Below are 20,341 nucleotides of genomic sequence, written 5' to 3'. Positions count from 1 at the left end.
TCCCCCTTCGTCCAAGACGTGACGCGCGATCAGCCGGCCTGCGCGAGCGCCTGATCGAGATCTGCGATCAGGTCCTCCGGATCCTCGATGCCGATCGAGATCCGCACCACGTTCGGCGCCGCTCCGGCGGCGATCTGCTGCTCCTCGCTGAGCTGGCGGTGGGTGGTCGAGGCCGAGTGGATCACCAGGCTGCGCGCATCGCCGAGATTGGCCACGTGGCTGAAGATCTGCAGTGCATCGACGAATTTCGTGCAGCTCTCGTAGCCGCCCTTGAGCGCCACGGTGAACAACCCACCGGCCCCGTTGGGGCAGATCTTGGCGACGCGGTCATTGTAGGGCGAGGAGGGCAGACCGGCATAGGTCACCCGCTCGACCGCCGGATGGTTCTCCAGCCAGGCCGCAACGCGCTGGGCGTTCTCCACGTGTCTCTGCATCCGCAGGCTCAGGGTCTCGATGCCCATCAGCGTGTAATGCGCGCCTTGCGGGTTCATCGTCATGCCGAGATCGCGCAGGCCAATGGCGATGGAGTGGAAGGTGAAGGCGAGCGAGCCGAAGGTCTCGTGGAACTTGAGCCCGTGATAGGCGGGCTCGGGTTCGGAGAGCGAGGGGAACTTGCCCGAGGCGGACCAGTCGAACGTGCCCGAGTCGATCACCGCGCCGCCGGTCACCGTGCCGTTGCCGGTCATGTACTTGGTCAGCGAATGCACCACCAGCGTGGCGCCATGCTCGATCGGTCGGCACAGGTAGGGTGTGGCCGAGGTGTTGTCGACGATCAGCGGCAGCCCGGCCTTGTCGGCGATGGCGGCGATGGCATCGAGATCGGTGATGTAGCCGCCCGGGTTGGCGATGCTCTCGCAGAACACCGCGCGGGTGTTGTCGTCGATCGCGGCCTCGACGGCGCCGAGATCGTCGAAATCGACGAATTTGCACGACCAGCCAAAGCGCTTGATGGTCTGGCTGAACTGGGTGATCGTTCCGCCATAAGCCCTTGTGGAAGCGACGATGTTGAGCCCCGGACCCATCAGCGGGAAAAGCGCCATGATCTGCGCCGCGTGGCCCGAAGAGCAGCACACCGCGCCCGCGCCACCCTCGAGCGTCGCGACCCGCTCCTGCAGCGCCGCCACCGTCGGATTGGTCAGGCGGGAGTAGATATAGCCGACCTCCTGCAGGTTGAAGAGCGCCGCCGCGTGGTCGGCATCGCGGAACACGTAGGCGGTGGTCTGGTAGATCGGGGTCTGCCGCGCGCCGGTGGCCGGGTCGGGCCGGGCGCCCGCGTGCACCTGCAGCGTATCGAAGCCGTGTGTCATGAAATCCTCCCTGATGATCCCTCGACCATAGGCCTAGGCCATTGCGGGGCGCCCCACAATATCCGTCGTCTCGTTTCTCTCCGGACCGGCGCTGCGCTCCTTTCTGACGCGCCGCAGGTGCGGGCGGGAACGGCCTGCCTCCGGCGGGAGTATTTTTGACGAAGAGAAGCCAGGGGCGCGGCGCTCCTGACTTCTTTGGTTCAAAAATACCTCGGGGGTGAATTGGCCGCAGGCCAAGAGGGGGCTGGCCCCCTTTACCCCTCCTCATCCTGCGCTAGGCTCCGGGCAGACGCATTCAAACAAGGATGGATTCATGAAACTCATATGGCTTGGGCATGGCAGCTTCCGGATCGAGATCGAAGATCAGGTTCTTCTGATCGACCCGTGGGTCACCGGCAATCCGATGATGCCCGACGAGCGCATCGAGGAGGCGCTGGACGGCGCCACGCAGATCCTGATGACACACGGTCATTTCGACCACACCAACGACTGCGTCCAGCTCTCGAAGGACAGGTCGCTGCCGGTTTCGGGTATCTTCGAACTGGTCAACCTGCTCGAGAGCCAGGGCGCGGTGGCGGGCCAGGCCTTCAACAAGGGCGGCACGGCGCAGTTCGGCAAGGTCTCGGTGAGCATGGTGCCCGCCTCGCACAGCTCGTCGATGGTGGTCGATGGCGTCGCCCAGTACACGGGCATGGAAACCGGCTTCATCATCCGCGGCGAGGGCAAGACGATCTACTTCTCGGGCGATACCACGATCATGGCCGACATGAGCTGGATCGGCGCCTACTACAAGCCCGACATCGGTATCCTCAGCGCCGGCGGCTACTACACCATGGACATGGAGATGGCAGCCTGGGCCGCGAAGACCTACTTCGACTTCAAGACCGTGATCCCCATGCATTACCGCACCTTCCCGGCGCTCGCGCAGTCGGCCGAGGCGCTGGCCGCGGGCCTGCCCGGCGTTCAGGTCATCGAGCCGCAGGTGCTCGAGGCGATCCCGCTCTGAGGAGCACACCCCGGGTTCCCGGCGCGCCCCGCCCTGCCTATAGTGCGGGCAAAACAAGCGGGGCGCGCGCAGTCACATGATCGGCACAGGAACGAGCGAGGGCGCTGGCCCGGTCAACGTGATGATCGTGGGCCAGGCCGGACGTCTGCAATACGAGGCGCTGCTCTTCGCCCTGTCGCTGGCGCTCACCACGCCCGCGCGCCATGCCAGGCTCTACGTCGCCGAGCCGCAGCCCGGCGATCTCTGGCCACTCGATCCGCGCATCGATGACCCCGAGCTGCGCGCGCTACTCGAGGCGCAGGGCGCCGAGATCCTGCCCTTCGAGAGCCGGCATTTCGGTGCCGCCTACGCCTATGGCAACAAGATCGAGGCACTGCTCTCCATGCCGGAGGGCGAGCCCTTCGTGTTCTTCGACACCGACACGCTGATCCTCGACGACCTGGCCTGCGTGCCGTTCGACTTCGCGCGCCCGACCGCGTCGCTCCGGCGCGAAGGCACCTGGCCGCAGATCGAGCTCTACGGCCCCGGATATACCGAGACCTGGAAGGCGCTCTACGACCTCTTCGGTCTTGATTTCGAGAGCTCGCTCGACCTGCGCTGGCCCGACGAGTACTGGCAGCGCTACCTCTACTTCAACGCAGGTTTCTTCTTCGGCGCCTGCCCGCGCCGCTTCGGGCAGCGCTTCTTGGACTATGCGCTCGCGATCCGCGACGACCCGCCGCGCGAGCTGGTCTGTCAGAGCCTCGATCCGTGGCTCGACCAGGTGGCCTTGCCGCTGGTGATCCAGTCCCTTGGCGGCGGGCGTGACACGCTCCCGGACGGGCTCATCGACGGCGCGGTGAGCTGCCATTACCGCACGCTGCCACTGCTCTACGCGCGCGAAAGCGACGCGGTGGTGGACTGGCTCGAGGAGATCACCGCGCCGAACCGGATCAAGAAAGTGCTGAAGCAATACGAGCCGATCAAGCGCATGGTCTACCAGGGGCGGGGGCGCAAGGCGCGGGCGCTGTTCGATCGCGACGACCTGCCCCGGCGCGAGCAGGGGTTTCGCAACCGGCTTAAGCGCGAGGGCTTCTGGATGCGCTGAGGCGGGACGCACGGCCCCGACCGCGCCTCCTGGTATCGCGGCCACTCCCCGCTGCCAGTTGCAGGGGGCCAGCCCCCTCTTGGCGCTATGCGCCAATTCACCCCCCGAGTTATTTTTGAACCAGGGAAGCTAGGAGCGCCGCGCCCCTGGCTTCTCTTCGTCAAAAATACTCCCGCCGGAGGCAGGCCGGGCGTGTCCGCCGGCGTGCCGTCTCAGAAATGGGTGCCGGTTCAGGTCGCAGGGTATTTCGCGGCGAGCCCTGCCATGAGACTGCGGTCGGTCTCGTCGAGAGGGCCGCGCGCGCCGGGTCGGAAGCGGTCGCGGAAGGCTGAGAGCAGCGCGTCGTGGCGGTTGGCCTCTACGCGGTAGCCAACGCGATGCGCATTGGCATGGAAATCACCGGGTGCCGCGGGGGCGGCGCAGATGGCGAGACCACGCCGGGCAAGCCGCGCCCAGTCGAAGCGCGGGCCGGGATCGATCTTGCGCCCGGGCGTCATGTCGGAATGGCCGATCACCCGCTCGGGCGGAATGCGCCAGCGCTGCAGGATACCGGCGAGCAGTTTTTCGAGCGCCGCCATCTGCGGCTCCGGGAACGGCTCGGCGCCGGTGTTGGCGATCTCGATGCCGATCGAACGCGAGTTCACTTCCGTGACGCTGCCCCAGGCGCCAAGGCCCGCATGCCAGGCACGCATCTCCTCGCGCACCAGTTGCCAGACGGTGCCTTGCCGGCCGATCACGTAATGCGCTGAAACACCGGCGTCGGGGTGGCAGAGCCAGTCGCGCGCGCCCTCGGCGCTTGCCATGGCGGTGTAATGCAGCACGACGATGTCGGGCACCGCGCCGTCACGGCGCGGGCCGAAATTGTCGCTCGGGTGCCAGAGCGGTGTCAGCCGCCACGCGCCGCGCGGAACGGCGCGGGGTCCCATGCGCAGGCGAAGCCGTCGCCGTCGGGGTCGAGTCCGCGGCGGTCGCGCTGCGGACCGCCCATCGACAGGAAGGCCTCCTGCGCGAGGTCGGAGGAGTTGTAGGCACCACAGGCGCGCGGCACCGGGTTGCCGTCATAGCGGCCGGACCGGTCGTAGAGCGGCACGCCCTTGGGGTTGGTGGTCTGCAGCGCGTAGGCCACGATATTGGGCGCGCTGCTGTTCGGCCGCGGCGGCAGGTCGGTCGGCGCGATGACCTGGTACTGGGCCCGGTTCTGGGCGATCAGCGCGGCGTCGTCTTCGATGTCGCGCTGCGCCGAGACCGCATCGAAATTGTTCTCGTTCGAGATCCCGTCAGCGCCGGTCACCACCTCGGGCGCGGCGTTCTGCGGCGAGGCCTGTACCGGGGCGATGCCGGAATTCTGGGCCGCTGCGCTGGCGGCGGCCTCGGCCTCGAGGTCGTTGCCGTCAAGCGAGCGGGTCTCGACCGGCGAGGGTGCGCGCACGGTCACGGTGCCGTCGGGCTGGGCCGGCACCTGACGCTCGGCGTAGGTCTGGTAATCGTCGAAGCCGACGCCGGCGCCGCTGTCGGGCACCGAGCCTCCGGCGCAGGCGGACAGCGCCATCGCTGCCACGCCGAGAAGGAATGCCGATCTCATCATCTTGCCCGTCACCTCTCTTGCGGTGCTGTTACCACCATTTCGCGGGCTTCTCCACGAAGCCGGCCGCGCGCTCGAGCGCGTAGGCGGTGTTCAGCAGATCCCCTTCTTCCCACGGCCGCCCGATCAGCTGCAGCCCCAGCGGCAGGCCCTGCTTGTCCAGACCCGCCGGGACACTAACGCCCGGGAGGCCGGCAAGGTTCACCGTCACGGTGAAGACATCGTTGAGATACATCTGCACCGGGTCCGCGTCCTGCATCTCGCCAAGCCCGAACGCTGCCGAGGGGGTGGCCGGGGTCAGGATCGCGTCGACGCCCTGCGCAAAGACGTCTTCGAAGTCCTTCTTGATCAGCGTGCGGACCTTGCGGGCGCGGTTGTAATAGGCATCGTAAAAGCCCGCCGACAGCACGTAGGTGCCGACCATGACGCGGCGCTGCACCTCGGGGCCGAAGCCCTCGGCGCGGGTCTTCTCGTACATGTCGTTGATGCCCTCGCCGGCGGCGAGCGTGGCGCGGTGGCCATAGCGCACGCCGTCATAGCGGGCCAGGTTCGACGACGCTTCCGCGGGCGCGATCACGTAATAGGCGGGCAGCGCGTACTTGGTGTGCGGCAGCGAGATGTCGACGATCTTGGCGCCCGCATCGGCCAGCATCTCGCGGCCCCGGGCCCAGAGCGCCTCGATCTCCTCGGGCATGCCCTCCATGTGGTATTCGCGCGGAATACCGATGGTCTTGCCCTTGATGTCGCCGGTCAGCATGGCCTCGAAATCCGGAACGGGCAGGTCCGCAGAGGTCGAATCCTTGGGATCGTGGCCGCACATTGCCTGCAGCAGGATGGCGGCGTCGCGCACGTCCTTGGTCATCGGGCCGGCCTGGTCGAGCGAAGAGGCGAAGGCCACGATGCCCCAGCGCGAGCAGCGCCCGTAGGTCGGCTTGATGCCGGTGATGCCGGTGAAGGCGGCGGGCTGGCGGATCGAGCCGCCGGTGTCGGTGCCGGTGGCGGCGAGGCAGAGATCCGCCGCGACCGCGGCCGCCGAGCCGCCCGACGAGCCGCCGGGGGTGAGCTGGCTGTCGTCATTGCCGCGGCGCCACGGGTTGACCGCGTTGCCGTAACACGAGGTCTCGTTCGACGATCCCATGGCAAACTCGTCCATGTTGAGCTTGCCGAGCATCACCGCGCCGGCATCGAAGAGCTGCGTGGTGACGGTGGATTCGTATTCCGGCTTGAAGCCCTCGAGGATTCGCGAGGCAGCCTGCGAGGCGACGCCACGGGTGCAGAACAGATCCTTGATGCCCATCGGGATGCCGCACATGGCGGGGGCGTCGCCGGCCTTGATGCGGTCATCGGCGGCTTTCGCCTGCTCGATGGCGATCTCGGGCGTCTTGTGGACATAGGCGTTGAGCGCCCCGGCGCCCTCGATGGCACCGAGGCAGGCTTCGGTCAGCTCGACCGAGGTCACGTCTCCGGCGCGCAGCGCGTCGCGCGCCTCGGCCACCTTCATCTTCGTCAGATCGCTCATTCCACCACCTTCGGCACGGCAAAGAAGCCCTCGCGGGCATCGGGGGCGTTGGACAGGACCTTGTCCTGCTGGTTGCCATCGGTCACGCCGTCCTGGCGGCGCTTCAGGCGCATCGGGGTCACCGAGACCATCGGCTCGACGCCATCGACGTCGACCTCGTTGAGCTGTTCGATGAACTCGAGAATGTTCGAGAATTCCTGTGCCAGCGCCGGAAGCTGGTCGTCCTCGACCCGGATCCGGGCGAGCTTGGCCACGCGGGCGGCGGTGTCGGTGTCGATCGACATCGGGAGGCTCCCCTGTCTGCAAATGTCCGCAAAACTTTCGCCCGCTTTACCGCCGCAGCCGCGCCGCCGCAAGCGCCCGGACCGGATGCCGGGTCGATGGGGTGTCAAATCTTGCACGCGAGGCCTTCAGTGGCGCCCGGCCGCAGGGGACCGCCTGCCTCCGGCGGGAGTATTTTTGACGAAGAGAAGCCAGGGGCGCAGCGCTCATGTCTTCTTCTGGCGTCAAATATCCCGGGGGTGAATTGGCGCAAAACGCCAAGAGGGGGCAGCGCCCCCGTCCGCCCCTCGCCAAGCAGTGCGGCGGTGCTCACTCGAGCGAGTAGGGCAACACGTCGCGGCGATCGGGGCGGATGGAGAGGCGCTTTTCCAGCGGCGGGACCGAGCGCTGGTGGCAGTCGGTGCGCTCGCAGATCCGGCAGGAAATACCGATCGGCTCGAAGGCACCGTCGCGGGCGAGGTCGAGACCGTCTGCGTAGACCAGCGCGCCGGCGTGCTTGACCTCGCAGCCGAGCGCCATGGCGTAGCGCCGCACCGGCGCGCCGAAATGGCCGCCACGCTTGGTCACGTCTCGTGCCAGCAGCACGTAGCGAACGCCGTCCGGGGTCTCGGCCAGTTGGCGCAGGAAGCGGCCCGGCGTCTCGAAGGCGCGGTGCACGTTCCACAGCGGGCAGGCGCCCCCGAAGCGGGCGAATTGCAGCCGCGTCGCGGAGTGCCGCTTGGTGATGGTGCCGGCCTGGTCGACGCGGGCGAAGAAGAACGGGATGCCCTTGGCGCCGGGCCGTTGCAGGGTCGAGAGCCGGTGCGCCACCTGCTCGATCGAGGCGCCGAAGCGCGCGGCCAGCAGCTCGAGGTCATGGCGGGTTTCCTGCGCCGCGTCGAGAAACGCACCGTAGGGCATCATCGCGGCGCCGGCGAAGTAATTGGCGAGGCCGAGCTTCGCGATGGCGCGGGCGGCGTCGGACTGGAAGCGGGCGAGATCCAGCGTCGCCTCGAGCAGATCGTTCTGGCGCAGCAGCGCCACCTGCACCAGCAGCTGGAAGTTCTGTGTCTCGGGCGGCACCAGGTTCGACAGGGTCAGCAGCTTGCGCTCCGCATCATAGGCGCGCAGCGAGCTGGTCTTCGCGGTCTCGACCGCCACGCCGCGTTCGCGCAGGCGGGCCACCAGCGCGCCGCGCAGATCGCCCTTGAGCATGTTGGCGAAATGCTCCGCCGCCCGGTCCACGGCGTCGATGTAGTTGTCGCAGTAGTGGAAGAAGTCGCGCACCTCCTCCCACGGGCTGGGCTGCAGCTGCGCATCCTCGCGCCCCAGCGCCTCGTCGAGCGAGGCGAGGCGTTCGTGGGTCTGGCGGTAGGCGCGGTGCAGTTCGAGAAAGGCGCGCGCCAGCGCCGGCGCGTTCGAAGCGGTGAGGCGCAGATCGGCCAGCGGCGGGCTTTCGCCAAAGATCGGGTCGGCCAGCGCCTCGCGCATGTCCGAGACCAGTCGCTCGCTGTCGCCCTGACCAAGCTCGGTGACGTCGAAGCCGAATTCCTGCGCCAGCGCCAGCACCACCGTGGTCGAGACCGGGCGGTTGTTGTTCTCCATCTGGTTCAGATAGGGCAGGGAGATCCCCAGCTTGCCGGCGAAATCCTTCTGTGTCAGCCCGAGCCGGCCGCGCAGGTCGCGCAGCTTGGCCCCGGCATAGAGCTTGCGTGTGGCCATCGGTCCCCCTCCCGCGGTGTTTGCAGCTTAGCGCATTGTAAAGCGCTAGTTTGCAAATTTCGCGGGCGGGGTCCAGTGCTGCCGGGCGCGGGCGGCGCTTACTCTGCCGCCACCGCTCCGGCACCGGGGATGTAGTTGAGGATCGGTGCCAGCCAGCGCTCGACCTCCTCGACCGCCATGCCCTTGCGCGCGGCATAGTCCTGCACCTGGTCTCGCTCGACCTTGGCGACGCCGAAATAGTAGCTCTCCGGGTGGGCGATATAGAGCCCCGAGACCGAGGAGCCGGGCCACATGGCGTAGCTCTCGGTGAGCTCGACCCCGGTGGCATTGGTGGCATCGAGCAGCTCGAAGAGCGTGGTCTTCTCGGTGTGGTCGGGCTGCGCCGGGTAGCCCGGGGCCGGGCGGATGCCGGCATATTTCTCCGAGATCAGCTCGACATTGTCGAACGCCTCGTCTGGCGCGTAGCCCCAGAACTCCTTGCGCACGCGCTCGTGCAGGCGCTCGGCCATGGCCTCGGCAAAGCGGTCGGCCAGCGCCTTGACCATGATCGAGGAGTAATCGTCGTGCTCGGCCTCGAACGCCTTGGCGATGCGCTCTTCCTCGATGCCGGCCGTCACCACGAAGCCGCCAACGTGATCGGGCCGGCCCTCGGGCGCGACGAAATCCGACAGCGCCACGTTGGGCCGGTCGCCGCGCTTGGCGGTCTGCTGGCGCAGGGTGTAGAAGGTGGCCAGTTCCTCGACGCGATCCGCGTCCTTGAAGAGACGGATGTCGTCGCCCACGGCGTTGGCCGGCCAGAAGCCAACAACGGCGCGGGGATGGAACCACTTCTCGGCGATGATCTTCTCCAGCATCGCCTGCGCGTCGGCAAACAGCGCGCGCGCGGCCTCGCCCTGTTTCTCGTCGTCGAGGATCTTGGGATAGACACCCTTCATCTCCCATGTCTGGAAGAACGGCGTCCAGTCGATATAGCGCGCGAGCTCGGCCAGATCCCAGTCCTCGACCACCTTGCTGCCGAGGAAGGAGGGGGCCGGGGCGTGGTTGCCGAAATCGAGCTTCAGCGCGTTGTCGCGCGCCTGCTCGACCGAGATGCGCTTCTTGGCGAGCTCGGCGCGGGCGTGCTTGTCCGCCACGTCGGCATATTCGGTCTGGATGTTGGCCACGTAGTCGGGCTTTTGCGTCGCGGACAGCAGCGAGGAGACCACGCTCACCGCGCGGCTGGCATCGGTGACGTAGACCGCCTGGCCCTTGCCGTAGCGCGGGTGGATCTTGACGGCGGTGTGCACGCGCGAGGTGGTGGCGCCGCCGATGAGCAGCGGGATGTCGAAACCTTCGCGCTCCATCTCTGAGGCGACGTGCACCATCTCGTCGAGCGAGGGGGTGATCAGGCCCGAGAGGCCGATCACGTCGACATTCTGCTCTTTCGCGGTGGCGAGGATCCTTTCTGCCGGGACCATGACGCCAAGGTCGATGATCTCGTAATTGTTGCAGGCCAGCACGACGCCCACGATGTTCTTGCCGATGTCGTGCACGTCGCCCTTCACCGTGGCCATCAGCACCTTGCCGGCGGCCTCGCGCTCGGTGCCGCCACCGAGGCGCTTTTCCTCTTCCATGTAGGGCAGCAGCACGGCGACCGCCTGCTTCATCACGCGGGCGGATTTCACCACCTGCGGCAGGAACATCTTGCCGGCGCCGAAGAGGTCGCCGACCACGTTCATGCCGGCCATCAGCGGCCCTTCGATCACGTGCAGGGGGCGCTCGGCGGCCTGCCGGGCTTCCTCGGTGTCGCCCTCGATGAACTCGGTGATGCCGTTGACCAGCGCGTGCTCGAGCCGCTTCTCGACCGGCAGCTCGCGCCACGACATGTCCTTTTCGCGGCCCTTGGCGCCGCCCTGACCGCGGTAGCGCTCGGCGATGTCGAGCATGTTCTCGGTGGCGGTGCCGCCATTGGCGGGGGTGCGGTTCAGCACCACGTCCTCGCAGGCCTCGCGAAGATCGGCGTCGATCTGGTCATAGACCGCAAGCTGGCCTGCGTTGACGATGCCCATGTCCATGCCGTTCTGGATGGCGTGGTAGAGGAACACCGCGTGCATCGCCTCGCGCACCGGCTCGTTGCCGCGGAACGAGAAGGACAGGTTCGACACCCCGCCCGAGATGTGCACATGCGGGCAGTCGGTGGTGATGCGGCGCGTCGCCTCGATGAAGTCGACGCCGTAATTGTCATGCTCCTCGATGCCGGTGGCAACGGCAAAGACGTTGGGGTCGAAGATGATGTCCTCGGGCGGGAAGCCGACCTTCTCGGTCAGCAGCTTGTAGGCGCGGGTGCAGATCTCGACCTTGCGGTCCTCGGTATCGGCCTGGCCCGTCTCATCAAAGGCCATGACGATCACCGCCGCACCGTAGCGGCGGCAGAGCGTGGCCTGCTCGAGGAAGGCCTCTTCGCCTTCCTTCATCGAGATCGAGTTGACCACGGGCTTGCCCTGCACGCATTTCAGCCCGGCCTCGATGATCTCCCACTTGGAGCTGTCGATCATGATCGGCACGCGGGCGATGTCGGGCTCGGCGGCGATCAGGTTGAGGAACTCGACCATCGCCTGCTGGCTGTCGATCAGGCCCTCGTCCATGTTCACGTCGATGATCTGGGCGCCGTTCTCGACCTGGTCGCGGGCCACGTCGAGCGCCGTGGCATAATCGGCATTGGTGATCAGCTTGCGGAACTTGGCGGAGCCCGTGACATTGGTCCGCTCGCCCACGTTGACGAAGGGGATGTCCTCGGTCAGCATGAAGGGCTCGAGCCCCGACAGGCGCATCAGCGGCTTGGGCTGGGGGATCTCGCGCGGGGCGAATCCCTCGACCGCCTTGGCGATGGCGCGGATGTGCTCATAGGTCGAGCCGCAGCAGCCGCCCACCACGTTGAGCAGACCTTCCTTGGCAAAGCCCGCGATCTGCGCGGCCATCTGCTCGGGGGTTTCGTCATACTCGCCCATCTCGTTGGGCAGGCCGGCGTTGGGGTAGGCGCAGATCAGCGTGTCGGCCACGCCCGAGATCTCGGCCAGGTGCGGACGCATCGCCTCGGCGCCGAGGGCGCAGTTGAGACCGATGGTGAAGGGCTCGGCATGGCGCACCGAATGCCAGAAGGCGGTGGGCGTCTGGCCCGAGAGGGTGCGGCCCGACAGGTCGGTGATGGTGCCCGAGATCATCACAGGAAGGCGCTCGCCGCGCTCGGCGAAGACCTCTTCGCAGGCAAAGATCGCGGCCTTGGCGTTGAGCGTGTCGAAGATCGTCTCGATCAGCAGCAGATCGGCGCCGCCGTCGATCAGCGCGCGCGCCTGATCCGCATAGGCGATGCGCAATTGATCAAACGTGACAGCACGATAGCCGGGGTTGTTCACGTCCGGACTGATCGAGGCGGTGCGGTTGGTCGGCCCGAGCGCGCCGGCCACGAAGCGGGGGCGGCCATCCTCGGCCTCGGCCCGGTCCATCGCCCGGCGGGCCAGCCGGGCGCCTTGGAAGTTGAGGTCGTAAACCGCGCCCTCCATGGCGTAATCGGCCTGCGCGATGGTGGTCGAGGAAAAGGTGTTGGTCTCGGCGATATCGGCGCCCGCCATGGCGTAGAGATAGTGGATCTCCTCGATCGCCTCGGGCTTGGTGAGGTTGAGGAGGTCGTTGTTGCCCTGCTGCGGCTTGTCGCTGTCATGCGGCAGGTGGCAGCTGCAGGCGCCGCCGCCGCAGCCCTGAAAATCGCCCTCCGACAGGCCGAGCTGCTGGATCTGCGTGCCCATTGCGCCGTCGAGGATCAGGATGCGCTCACGCGCGGCCGCGTGCAGGCGGTCGAAGACGGGAGAACGGGTCGGGGCAGTGCTGGACATGGGATTTCGGCTTTCCGGGCTGTTTGGCGGCCTACCTATATGCTGGGCGTAGCTAAGGCCAATTCATAATGGTCAAGGGGATCATGAGGTGCGTTCACTTTATGGGCGGGCAGGGTGCACGCTCACGGTTTTGCGATCCATTCTCATTTGCATTATTGACACTTGCGAATGGCTCGCATTTACATGGCGGAAAGATCGACCGCTCACCGAGGAGACGCCACATGTTCAGACCCAAAATCGGGCTCGCCACCGCCTCGATGCTCACGCTCGTGCTGGCGCAGGCCGCCAATGCCGACGAAAAGCTCAAGGTGGTGACGACCTTCACGGTGCTGGCCGACATGGCGCAGAACGTGGCAGGCGATGCCGCCGAGGTGGTCTCGATCACCAAGCCCGGCGCCGAGATCCACGGCTACGAGCCGACACCGCGCGACATCGTCGGCGCCCATGACGCCGATCTGATCCTTTGGAACGGGCTGAACCTCGAGCTGTGGTTCGAGCAGTTCCTGCGCAATCTCGGCGATCTGCCCTCGGCCACGCTGAGCGAGGGGATCGATCCCATCGCGATCGCGCAGGGCGCCTACGAGGGCAAGGCCAACCCGCACGCGTGGATGGGGCTCGACAACGCGCAGGTCTATGTCGACAACATCGCCGCCGCGCTGAGCGAACACGATCCCGACAATGCCGAGACCTACGAGGCCAACGCCGCGGCCTACAAGCAGGAGCTGCGCGACACGCTCGAGCCGCTGCGGGCGCAGATCGCCGAGATCCCCGAGGACAAGCGCTGGCTGGTCACCTGCGAGGGCGCCTTCAGCTATCTCGCCCGCGATTTCGGCATGAAGGAGCTGTATCTCTGGCCGATGAATGCGGACCAGACAGGCACGCCGCAGCAGGTGCGGGCGGTGATCGACGGGGTGAAGACGCATGAAATTCCGGCGGTGTTCTGTGAGAGCACGGTCAACACCGCGCCCGCCGAGCAGGTGGCGCGCGAAACCGGTGCAGATTACGGCGGCGTGCTCTATGTCGATAGCCTGAGTGAAGCCGACGGCCCGGTGCCGACCTACCTGGATCTGCTGAAGGTGACCTCGCAGACCATCGCCGACGGGCTCACCGGGGCCGGCAACTGAGACTGCGAAAGAGGACCGAGATGCGCGACAGCCAGACCGCGACAGGCGCCGAGACGGCCGCGGGCAGCGGGATTTCCGCCCGCGACGTCACCGTGTCCTACCGCAACGGCCACACCGCCCTGCGCCATGCCAGCTTCGAGATCCCGCGCGGCACCGTCACGGCGCTTGTGGGCGTGAACGGGGCGGGCAAGTCGACGCTGTTCAAGGCGATCATGGGCTTCGTGCCGGCAGCGGCGGGCGAGATATCCTTGCTTGGCATGTCGGTGAAGGAGGCGCTCAAACGCAACCTCGTGGCCTATGTGCCGCAATCGGAAGAGGTCGACTGGTCCTTCCCGGTGCTGGTCGAGGACGTGGTGATGATGGGCCGTTACGGCCACATGGGCTTTCTTCGCCGGCCCAGGCGCGCCGATCACGAGGCGGTGGCCGAGGCGCTGGCGCGGGTCAACATGCAGGACTTCCGCCACCGCCAGATCGGCGAGCTCTCCGGCGGGCAGCGCAAGCGCGTGTTCCTTGCCCGGGCGCTGGCGCAGGAGGGGCAGGTGATCCTGCTCGACGAGCCCTTCACCGGCGTCGACGTGAAGACCGAGGAGCAGATCATCGCACTGCTGCGCGCGCTGCGCGACGAGGGGCGGGTGATGCTGGTCTCGACCCACAATCTCGGCTCGGTGCCCGAGTTTTGTGACCGCACCGTGCTGGTCAAGGGCACGGTACTGGCCTACGGCCCGACCGAGACCACCTTCACCCGCGCCAATCTCGAGGCGGCCTTCGGGGGCGTGCTGCGGCACTTCACGCTGGGTGGCGACGCGCTGCACGACGATGACGATGCGCGCCGGGTCACCATCTTTTCCGACGATGAACGCCCTCTGGTGCAGTACGGCGACGAGATGCGCACCCGTGAGGCGGGCAAATGAGCCGTCTCCCGAACACAACCCTGCTCGATGATCTGACATGCCGTGGTGGGGAGGTGCCGCGATGAGCGTTCTACTCGAGCCGTTCTCCTATGGGTACATGAACAACGCCATGTGGGTCTCGGCCCTCGTGGGCGGGGTCTGCGCCTTCCTGTCCTCCTACCTGATGCTCAAGGGCTGGTCGCTGATCGGCGACGCGCTGTCGCACGCGGTGGTGCCCGGTGTCGCCGGGGCCTACATGCTGGGCCTGCCTTTCGCGCTGGGCGCCTTTATTTCCGGGGGCCTCGCGGCGGGGGCGATGCTGTTCCTTTCGGGCCGCTCGGGGCTGAAGATCGACGTGGTGATCGGGCTGATCTTCACCTCGTTCTTCGGGCTCGGCCTGTTCATGGTCTCGGTCAACCCGGTCTCGGTGTCGATCCAGACCATCACAATGGGCAATATCCTTGCCATCACGCCCGCCGACACGCTGCAGCTGGTGCTGATCGGGGCGATCTCGCTCGTGGTGCTGCTGGCCAAGTGGAAGGATCTCATGGTCGTCTTCTTCGACGAGAGCCATGCCCAGAGCGTCGGGCTGCGGCCGGGGCTCTTGAAGGCGGTGTTCTTCACGCTGCTCTCGGCCTCGGTGGTGGCGGCGATGCAGACCGTGGGGGCGTTTCTCGTCATCGCCATGGTGGTGACGCCCGGCGCCACCGCCTACCTGCTCTGCGACCGCTTCCCGCGGCTGATCCTGCTGTCGGTGAGCATCGGGGCGCTGACCAGCTTCACCGGCGCTTATCTGAGCTATTTCCTCGACGGCGCCACGGGCGGCGTCATCGTGGTGCTGCAGACGCTGATCTTCCTCGCCGCCTTTGTCTTCGCGCCCAAGCACGGCATGATGGCGGCGCGGCGCAAGGCGCGGCAGGCGCTGCGTGAGGACCGCACGCAGGAGAGCGCAGCATGAGCGAGCTTCTCCTGCCGTTCCAGTTTCCCTTCATGCAGAACGCCTTCCTGATCTGTGTCTTCGTGGCGATCCCCACGGCGCTGCTGTCGTGCTTCCTCGTGCTCAAGGGCTGGGCGCTGATGGGAGACGCCATCAGCCACGCCATCCTGCCCGGCGTGGTGCTGGCCTATATTGCCGGGCTGCCGCTGATCGTCGGCGCGTTCGGGGCGGGGATGCTCACCGCCACAGCGACCGGCTTTCTGGCCGAGAACAGCCGGGTCAAGCAGGACACGGTGATGGGCGTGGTGTTCTCGGGCATGTTCGGGCTTGGCATCGTGCTCTACACGCAGGTGCAGACCAACGTGCATCTCGACCATATCCTGTTCGGCAACATGCTGGGGGTAGGCCCGTCCGATCTGTGGACCGCCGGCAGCATCTCGGTGCTTGTGACCCTGGGGGTGGCTCTGTTCTGGAAGGACCTGCTGCTGCACGCCTTCGATCCGGCGCAGGCACGTGCCTCGGGGTTGCGGGTGGGCTGGCTGCATTACGGGCTGCTCACTGCGCTCTCGCTGACCATCGTCGCGACGCTCACCGCCACCGGTCTGATCCTCGCGGTCGGCCTGCTGATCGCACCGGGCGCCATCGGCTTCCTGATCTGCCGGCGCTTCGGCGGCATGATGATCGCCGCGACGCTGGCCTGCCTGCTGTCGATGCTCGCGGGCACCTATGCCAGCTTCTTCCTCGACAGCGCACCGGCGCCGACGATCATCCTGATCCTCACGGCGCTGTTCCTGGTGGCCTTCGTGCGGCGCCTTGCGCTCACCCGTCGGGCGGCGCGCACGGTCGGCTGAGGCGGAGCGTCCGGCATCGGGCGCCGCCGGACAAAACTGTCAAGATCTTGTAACGTGTCTGTTACATTGCGCGGGCAATCGGAGCGCGAGCAATAGACGCCCCCGGCAGCGTGCCGGCCGTGACAAGACAGGAGCAAGCTCGCCCATGAAACGCACCCTGATTTCCGCCATCGCCCTCAGCGCCGCCACTGCAGCCTCGGCCCAGACCGCCGACCTGCCGCAGGCAGGCAGCGAATGGTTCACCGCCGGCCAGGAGGCCATCCAGGCCATCCTCGACCGTCAGGACAACACCAACACCGCCAAGAACGTGATCGTGCTGGTGGCAGACGGCAACGGTGTCGGCACCAACTACGCGACCCGCGTCTTCGCCGGTCAGCAGGAAGGCAAGCTCGGCGAAGAGCACGTGCTGCCCTACGAAACGCCCGATTACCACGCCGCCCTCGTCAAGACCTACAACATCAACGCCCAGACGCCGGACTCCGCTCCGACCGCCGGCGCGATGAACACCGGCGTGAAGCAGCGCTTCAACCTGATCAACCTCGGCGGCGACGCGATCCATGACGATTGCTCGACCGTGGCCGGCAACGAGCTGACCACCTTCGCCGAGATCGTCTCGGGCATGGAGAAATCGGTCGGCATCGTCTCGACCGCACGTGTCACCCACGCGACCCCGGCGGCCGTCTACTCCAAGACCGCCAACCGCAACTGGGAAGACAGCGTGCCGGAAGGCTGCGACACCCAGAAGGACATCGCCGCCCAGCTCATCGACCAGATGGAAGCCGGCGTCATCGACTTCGCCATGGGCGGCGGTCGCCGTCACTTCGTTCCCGAAGGCACCCAGACCGACGAAGGTGGCTCGGGCCGCCGCGCCGACGGTGTCAACCTGATCGAGAACGCTACCGGCCTCGGCGCCCAGTACGCCTGGAACACCGAGACGTTCAACGCCCTGACCCTCGACGGCGAGACCCCGATCCTGGCGCTGTTCAACGACAGCCACATGGAATACGAGGCCGACCGCGCCGATGACGACGAGCCGTCGCTCGCCGAGATGACCAAGGCGGCCATCGAGTACCTGAGCCAGAACGAGAACGGCTACTACCTCGAGATCGAGGCCGGCCGGGTCGACCACGCCAACCACGCCGGCAACGCCCACCGTACGCTGGTGGACGGTGTGGCCTTCGCCGAGGCCGTGGCCATGGCGGACGAGCTGACCAACGACGAAGACACCCTGATCATCGTCACCGCCGACCACGAGCACTCGATCGCGTTCAACGGCTATTGCGGTCGCGGCACCCCGATCCTCGGCCTGTGCTACGACGTGGCCCAGCAGGGCGACAAGCACAGCGACGAGCTGGTGCTGGCCGATGACGGCAAGCCCTACACCGTGATCGGCTACCTCAACGGCTCCGGCTCGGTCCTCGTCGAGGGCGAGAACGGCTACGAGGGCTCGCGCCCCGACGTGACCCAGGACGAGGCCACCGATCTCGACTACGTCCAGCAGGCGCTGATCCCCAAGTCGTCGGAAAGCCACTCCGGTGAAGACGTCGCCGTCTATGCCAAGGGCCCCTGGGCGCACCTGTTTGACGGCACGCTCGAGCAGAACGTGATCTTCCACGTCATGCACCACGCCGTCACCGCCGAGTGATCGCTCCGCTTTGACAGTGGCAAGGGGCTCCGCGACACCGGGGCCCCTTGTTTCCTTTTCGCCCTGCGGCACACTGGCAGGGCAGATTCCCTCTCTGGAGGATACGATATGCAGACCCGTCGCCATTTCCTCACATCCGCTCTGGCCGCACCGCTGCTGGCCCGTCCCGCGCTGGCGCAGGACGCTCCGCTCAAGGTGCGCGAACTCTACGAGCGCCGGGGCAACGATCTCTCCGAACTCGCCGTGGCGCGCGAAGGCGAACGCATCACCGTCGAGGGCTTCATGGCGCCGCCGCTGAAGGCCGAGAGCAAGTTCTTCGTGCTCACCAAGATGCCGATGGCGGTTTGCCCGTTCTGCGAGACCGAGGCCGAGTGGCCCAACGACATCCTCGCCGTCTACACCAAGCGCATCGTCAACGTGATCCCGTTCAACAAGAAGATCACCGTCTCGGGCGTGCTCGAACTCGGCGGCTATCGCGATCCCGAGACCGGCTTTCTCAGCATGGTCCGCCTCAGCGACGCGAATTACGGCTGATCCGATGGGCCTTCCTCTGACCATCTCGGAGCTTGTGGTTCCGGGCGGCAAGGGCCGTGTGCTGTTGTCGCTGCCGAAGCTCGAGCTGCCCGCCGGCGCGCTTGTCGGCGTGCGCGGACCTTCGGGCGCGGGCAAATCGACGCTGCTCTACGCGCTGGCCGGGCTGCTCGAGGCCGAAGGCAGCATCCGCTGGGGCGAGACCGAGCTTCTGCGGCTCGGCGCCGAGCGCCGCACCCGCTTTCGCGCCGACAATATCGGCATGATCTTTCAGGACTTCCTGCTTTTCGAAGAGCTCGATGCCGGGGCCAACGCGGCGCTCACCGCGCTCTTCCGCCCGCGCCGCGAGCGCGCCGCCATGCGCCTTCGCGCCAGCAAACGGCTGAGCGCGCTGGGCCTTGGCGATCACGCCGGGCGCCACGTCTCGAGCTTTTCCGGCGGCGAGCGCCAGCGCGTTGCCATTGCCCGCGCCATGGCCGCCGAGGCGCCGGTGCTGCTCGCCGACGAGCCCACCGCGAGCCTCGACCGGGCCAGCGCCGACCGGCTGATCGACGATCTGGTACACCTGGCCCGCGACAGCGGCACCACGCTGATCGCGGTGAGCCATGACCGTCACCTGACCGACCGCATGGACCGCGTGCTGACGATCACCGACGGTGCGCTTCTGGGCGACGAGGCGACCGCGGCATGAGCGACCTGTGGTACAGTCTCCCGGCTCTGGCGCAGGACATCGCGCTGACCTTTGCCCTGCTGCTGCCGGCGCTGCTTGTCGGTGCGCTGGTGCTGCGTGGGTTCGCACCGTGGCCGCTGACGCGCGCCATCCTCTGGCGCTTTCGTGGCGCCTCGGTGATGTTCGTGCTGCTGATCGCGATCTCGGTGGGCATGGGCATCGGCCTTCTGGCGCAGGAGCGCGGCCTGCGCCGCGGCACCGCGCAGGCGGCGGACAAGTTCGACCTCGTGGTCTCGGCGCCCGGCAGCGAACTGTCGGTGATGCTGGCGGCGGTGTTCCTGCAGCCCACCGACATGCCGCTGCTCGACGGTGCCACCTATGACGAGATTGCCAGCCACGAGAACGTCTCGGTGGCCGCGCCGCTGGCCTTCGGCGACAGCTACGGCGATGCGCCGGTGATCGGCACCACCGCGGAGTTCGCGCGCGACCTTGCCGACGACCGCATCGAGGGCCGCATGTGGCAGGCCTCGGACGAGGCGCTCGCGGGCGCGCTGGTGCCGCTGGGAGTGGGCGAGAGCTTTACCCCGGCGCATGGCCATGGAGACGCCGCCGAGGGCGACGCGCATGGTGACGCGCACCTTCGGATCGTCGGCCGCATGGCACCCACCGGTACGCCCTGGGACCGCGCCATCCTGCTGCCCGTCGAGGCGGTCTGGGAAGTGCACGGGCTGGCCAACGGCCATGCCCCCGAACGCGCCGGGCAGATCGGTCCGCCCTTCGATCCCGACTACTTCCCCGGCACGCCGGCCGTGGTGGTCCGGGCAGAGGCGCTCTGGGCGAATTACGCGCTGCGCTCCGAGTTCACCCGCGACCGCGAGACCATGGCCTTCTTCCCCGGCGCGGTGCTCGCGGGGCTCTACGCGGTGTTGGGTGACATCCGGCAGGTGATGTCGCTGATGGCACTGGTGACACAGGGCCTGGTCGCGGCCTCGGTGCTGCTTGGTCTCTTTATCCTGTCGCGCCTGTTCCGGCGCCAGATCGCGCTGCTGCGGGCGCTGGGCGCCCCGGCGCGCTTCGTCTTCGCGGTGGTCTGGTCCTTCGGCGCGGCGCTGCTCGTTGCGGGCGCGGGGCTGGGGCTGCTGACCGGCGTCGCCGCCGCCTCGGTGCTGTCGCGCGTCGTGACCGCCCGGACCGACATCCTCGTGACCGCGCCCATCGGCTGGAGCGAGATCCACTTCCTTGCCGGTTTCGTGTCGCTGACGCTGCTGCTGTCGCTGCTGCCCGCCGCCATCGTCCTGCGCCAGCAGGTGGTGGACGGGCTGCGCGCCTGATTTCTGAAA

Annotated in this window: 17 protein-coding genes; 10 read left to right on the top strand and 7 right to left on the bottom strand. The window is 67.3% G+C overall.

Annotated elements, in window-relative coordinates:
* Window positions 1-29: 29 nt before the first annotated feature.
* Complete coding sequence (locus R2601_RS19040; RefSeq protein ID WP_007801303.1) at window positions 30-1,307, bottom strand: O-acetylhomoserine aminocarboxypropyltransferase/cysteine synthase family protein; 1,278 nt, start codon at window positions 1,305-1,307, stop codon at window positions 30-32.
* 313 nt (window positions 1,308-1,620) lie between these two features.
* On the opposite strand from R2601_RS19040, the gene R2601_RS19035 reads away from it, so the two are divergent.
* Together R2601_RS19035 and R2601_RS19030 are read left to right on the top strand one after the other, a co-directional pair.
* On the top strand, window positions 1,621-2,313 hold the full coding sequence (locus R2601_RS19035) for a metal-dependent hydrolase (RefSeq protein ID WP_007801302.1): 693 nt from the start codon (window positions 1,621-1,623) through the stop codon (window positions 2,311-2,313).
* Window positions 2,314-2,389: 76 nt separating this feature from the next.
* Window positions 2,390-3,400: a GT-B fold glycosyltransferase domain-containing protein gene (locus tag R2601_RS19030; protein ID WP_007801297.1), complete on the top strand. Its 1,011-nt coding sequence runs from the start codon at window positions 2,390-2,392 to the stop codon at window positions 3,398-3,400.
* Window positions 3,401-3,630: 230 nt separating this feature from the next.
* Here the strand turns inward: R2601_RS19030 and R2601_RS19025 are convergent, their stop codons facing one another.
* From R2601_RS19025 to metH, 6 genes are all read right to left on the bottom strand, one after another.
* A complete protein-coding gene (locus R2601_RS19025; RefSeq protein ID WP_007801294.1) occupies window positions 3,631-4,326 on the bottom strand; it encodes an N-acetylmuramoyl-L-alanine amidase in 696 nt (231 codons plus the stop codon).
* Window positions 4,287-4,982 carry a hypothetical protein gene (locus tag R2601_RS26815; protein WP_040545524.1) on the bottom strand — a complete coding sequence of 232 codons (696 nt, stop codon included), beginning with the start codon at window positions 4,980-4,982 and terminating at the stop codon, window positions 4,287-4,289. The genes R2601_RS19025 and R2601_RS26815 overlap by 40 nt, the downstream gene beginning before the upstream one ends.
* Before the next feature lie 31 nt (window positions 4,983-5,013).
* Window positions 5,014-6,501 carry an Asp-tRNA(Asn)/Glu-tRNA(Gln) amidotransferase subunit GatA gene (gatA, locus tag R2601_RS19015; protein ID WP_007801290.1) on the bottom strand — a complete coding sequence of 496 codons (1,488 nt, stop codon included), beginning with the start codon at window positions 6,499-6,501 and terminating at the stop codon, window positions 5,014-5,016.
* Window positions 6,498-6,785: an Asp-tRNA(Asn)/Glu-tRNA(Gln) amidotransferase subunit GatC gene (gene gatC / locus R2601_RS19010; RefSeq protein WP_007801289.1), complete on the bottom strand. Its 288-nt coding sequence runs from the start codon at window positions 6,783-6,785 to the stop codon at window positions 6,498-6,500. The genes gatA and gatC overlap by 4 nt, the downstream gene beginning before the upstream one ends.
* Window positions 6,786-7,092: 307 nt before the next feature.
* Window positions 7,093-8,484: a helix-turn-helix domain-containing protein gene (locus tag R2601_RS19005; RefSeq protein WP_007801288.1), complete on the bottom strand. Its 1,392-nt coding sequence runs from the start codon at window positions 8,482-8,484 to the stop codon at window positions 7,093-7,095.
* A 98-nt stretch (window positions 8,485-8,582) separates the two neighbouring features.
* Window positions 8,583-12,353, bottom strand: coding sequence for a methionine synthase (metH, locus tag R2601_RS19000; protein ID WP_007801287.1), 3,771 nt, complete (start codon window positions 12,351-12,353; stop codon window positions 8,583-8,585).
* Between the two features lie 221 nt (window positions 12,354-12,574).
* Here metH and R2601_RS18995 point away from each other — a divergent pair, with 221 nt between their 5' ends.
* The 8 genes from R2601_RS18995 to R2601_RS18960 all read left to right on the top strand — a co-directional run bounded on the left by R2601_RS18995 (window position 12,575) and on the right by R2601_RS18960 (window position 20,332).
* Window positions 12,575-13,477: a metal ABC transporter substrate-binding protein gene (locus R2601_RS18995; RefSeq protein ID WP_007801286.1), complete on the top strand. Its 903-nt coding sequence runs from the start codon at window positions 12,575-12,577 to the stop codon at window positions 13,475-13,477.
* A gap of 20 nt (window positions 13,478-13,497) precedes the next feature.
* Window positions 13,498-14,388 carry a manganese/iron ABC transporter ATP-binding protein gene (locus R2601_RS18990; RefSeq protein ID WP_007801285.1) on the top strand — a complete coding sequence of 297 codons (891 nt, stop codon included), beginning with the start codon at window positions 13,498-13,500 and terminating at the stop codon, window positions 14,386-14,388.
* 61 nt (window positions 14,389-14,449) lie between these two features.
* On the top strand, window positions 14,450-15,325 hold the full coding sequence (locus R2601_RS18985; protein WP_007801284.1) for a metal ABC transporter permease: 876 nt from the start codon (window positions 14,450-14,452) through the stop codon (window positions 15,323-15,325).
* A complete protein-coding gene (locus R2601_RS18980) occupies window positions 15,322-16,155 on the top strand; it encodes a metal ABC transporter permease (RefSeq protein WP_007801283.1) in 834 nt (277 codons plus the stop codon). The genes R2601_RS18985 and R2601_RS18980 overlap by 4 nt, the downstream gene beginning before the upstream one ends.
* 145 nt (window positions 16,156-16,300) lie before the next feature.
* Window positions 16,301-17,800, top strand: coding sequence for an alkaline phosphatase (locus R2601_RS18975; RefSeq protein ID WP_007801282.1), 1,500 nt, complete (start codon window positions 16,301-16,303; stop codon window positions 17,798-17,800).
* 108 nt (window positions 17,801-17,908) lie between these two features.
* Window positions 17,909-18,334: a hypothetical protein gene (locus R2601_RS18970; protein WP_007801281.1), complete on the top strand. Its 426-nt coding sequence runs from the start codon at window positions 17,909-17,911 to the stop codon at window positions 18,332-18,334.
* 4 nt (window positions 18,335-18,338) lie between these two features.
* Window positions 18,339-19,022, top strand: a complete 684-nt coding sequence (locus R2601_RS18965; protein WP_007801279.1) for an ABC transporter ATP-binding protein — start codon at window positions 18,339-18,341, stop codon at window positions 19,020-19,022.
* Window positions 19,019-20,332: an ABC transporter permease family protein gene (locus R2601_RS18960; protein ID WP_007801278.1), complete on the top strand. Its 1,314-nt coding sequence runs from the start codon at window positions 19,019-19,021 to the stop codon at window positions 20,330-20,332. Before R2601_RS18965 ends, R2601_RS18960 begins: the two co-directional genes overlap by 4 nt.
* Window positions 20,333-20,341 lie beyond the last annotated feature (9 nt).

Source organism: Salipiger bermudensis HTCC2601, assembly GCF_000153725.1.
Classification (GTDB): Bacteria; Pseudomonadota; Alphaproteobacteria; order Rhodobacterales; family Rhodobacteraceae; genus Salipiger; species Salipiger bermudensis.
This window is presented reverse-complemented; position numbering and strand designations above follow the sequence as displayed.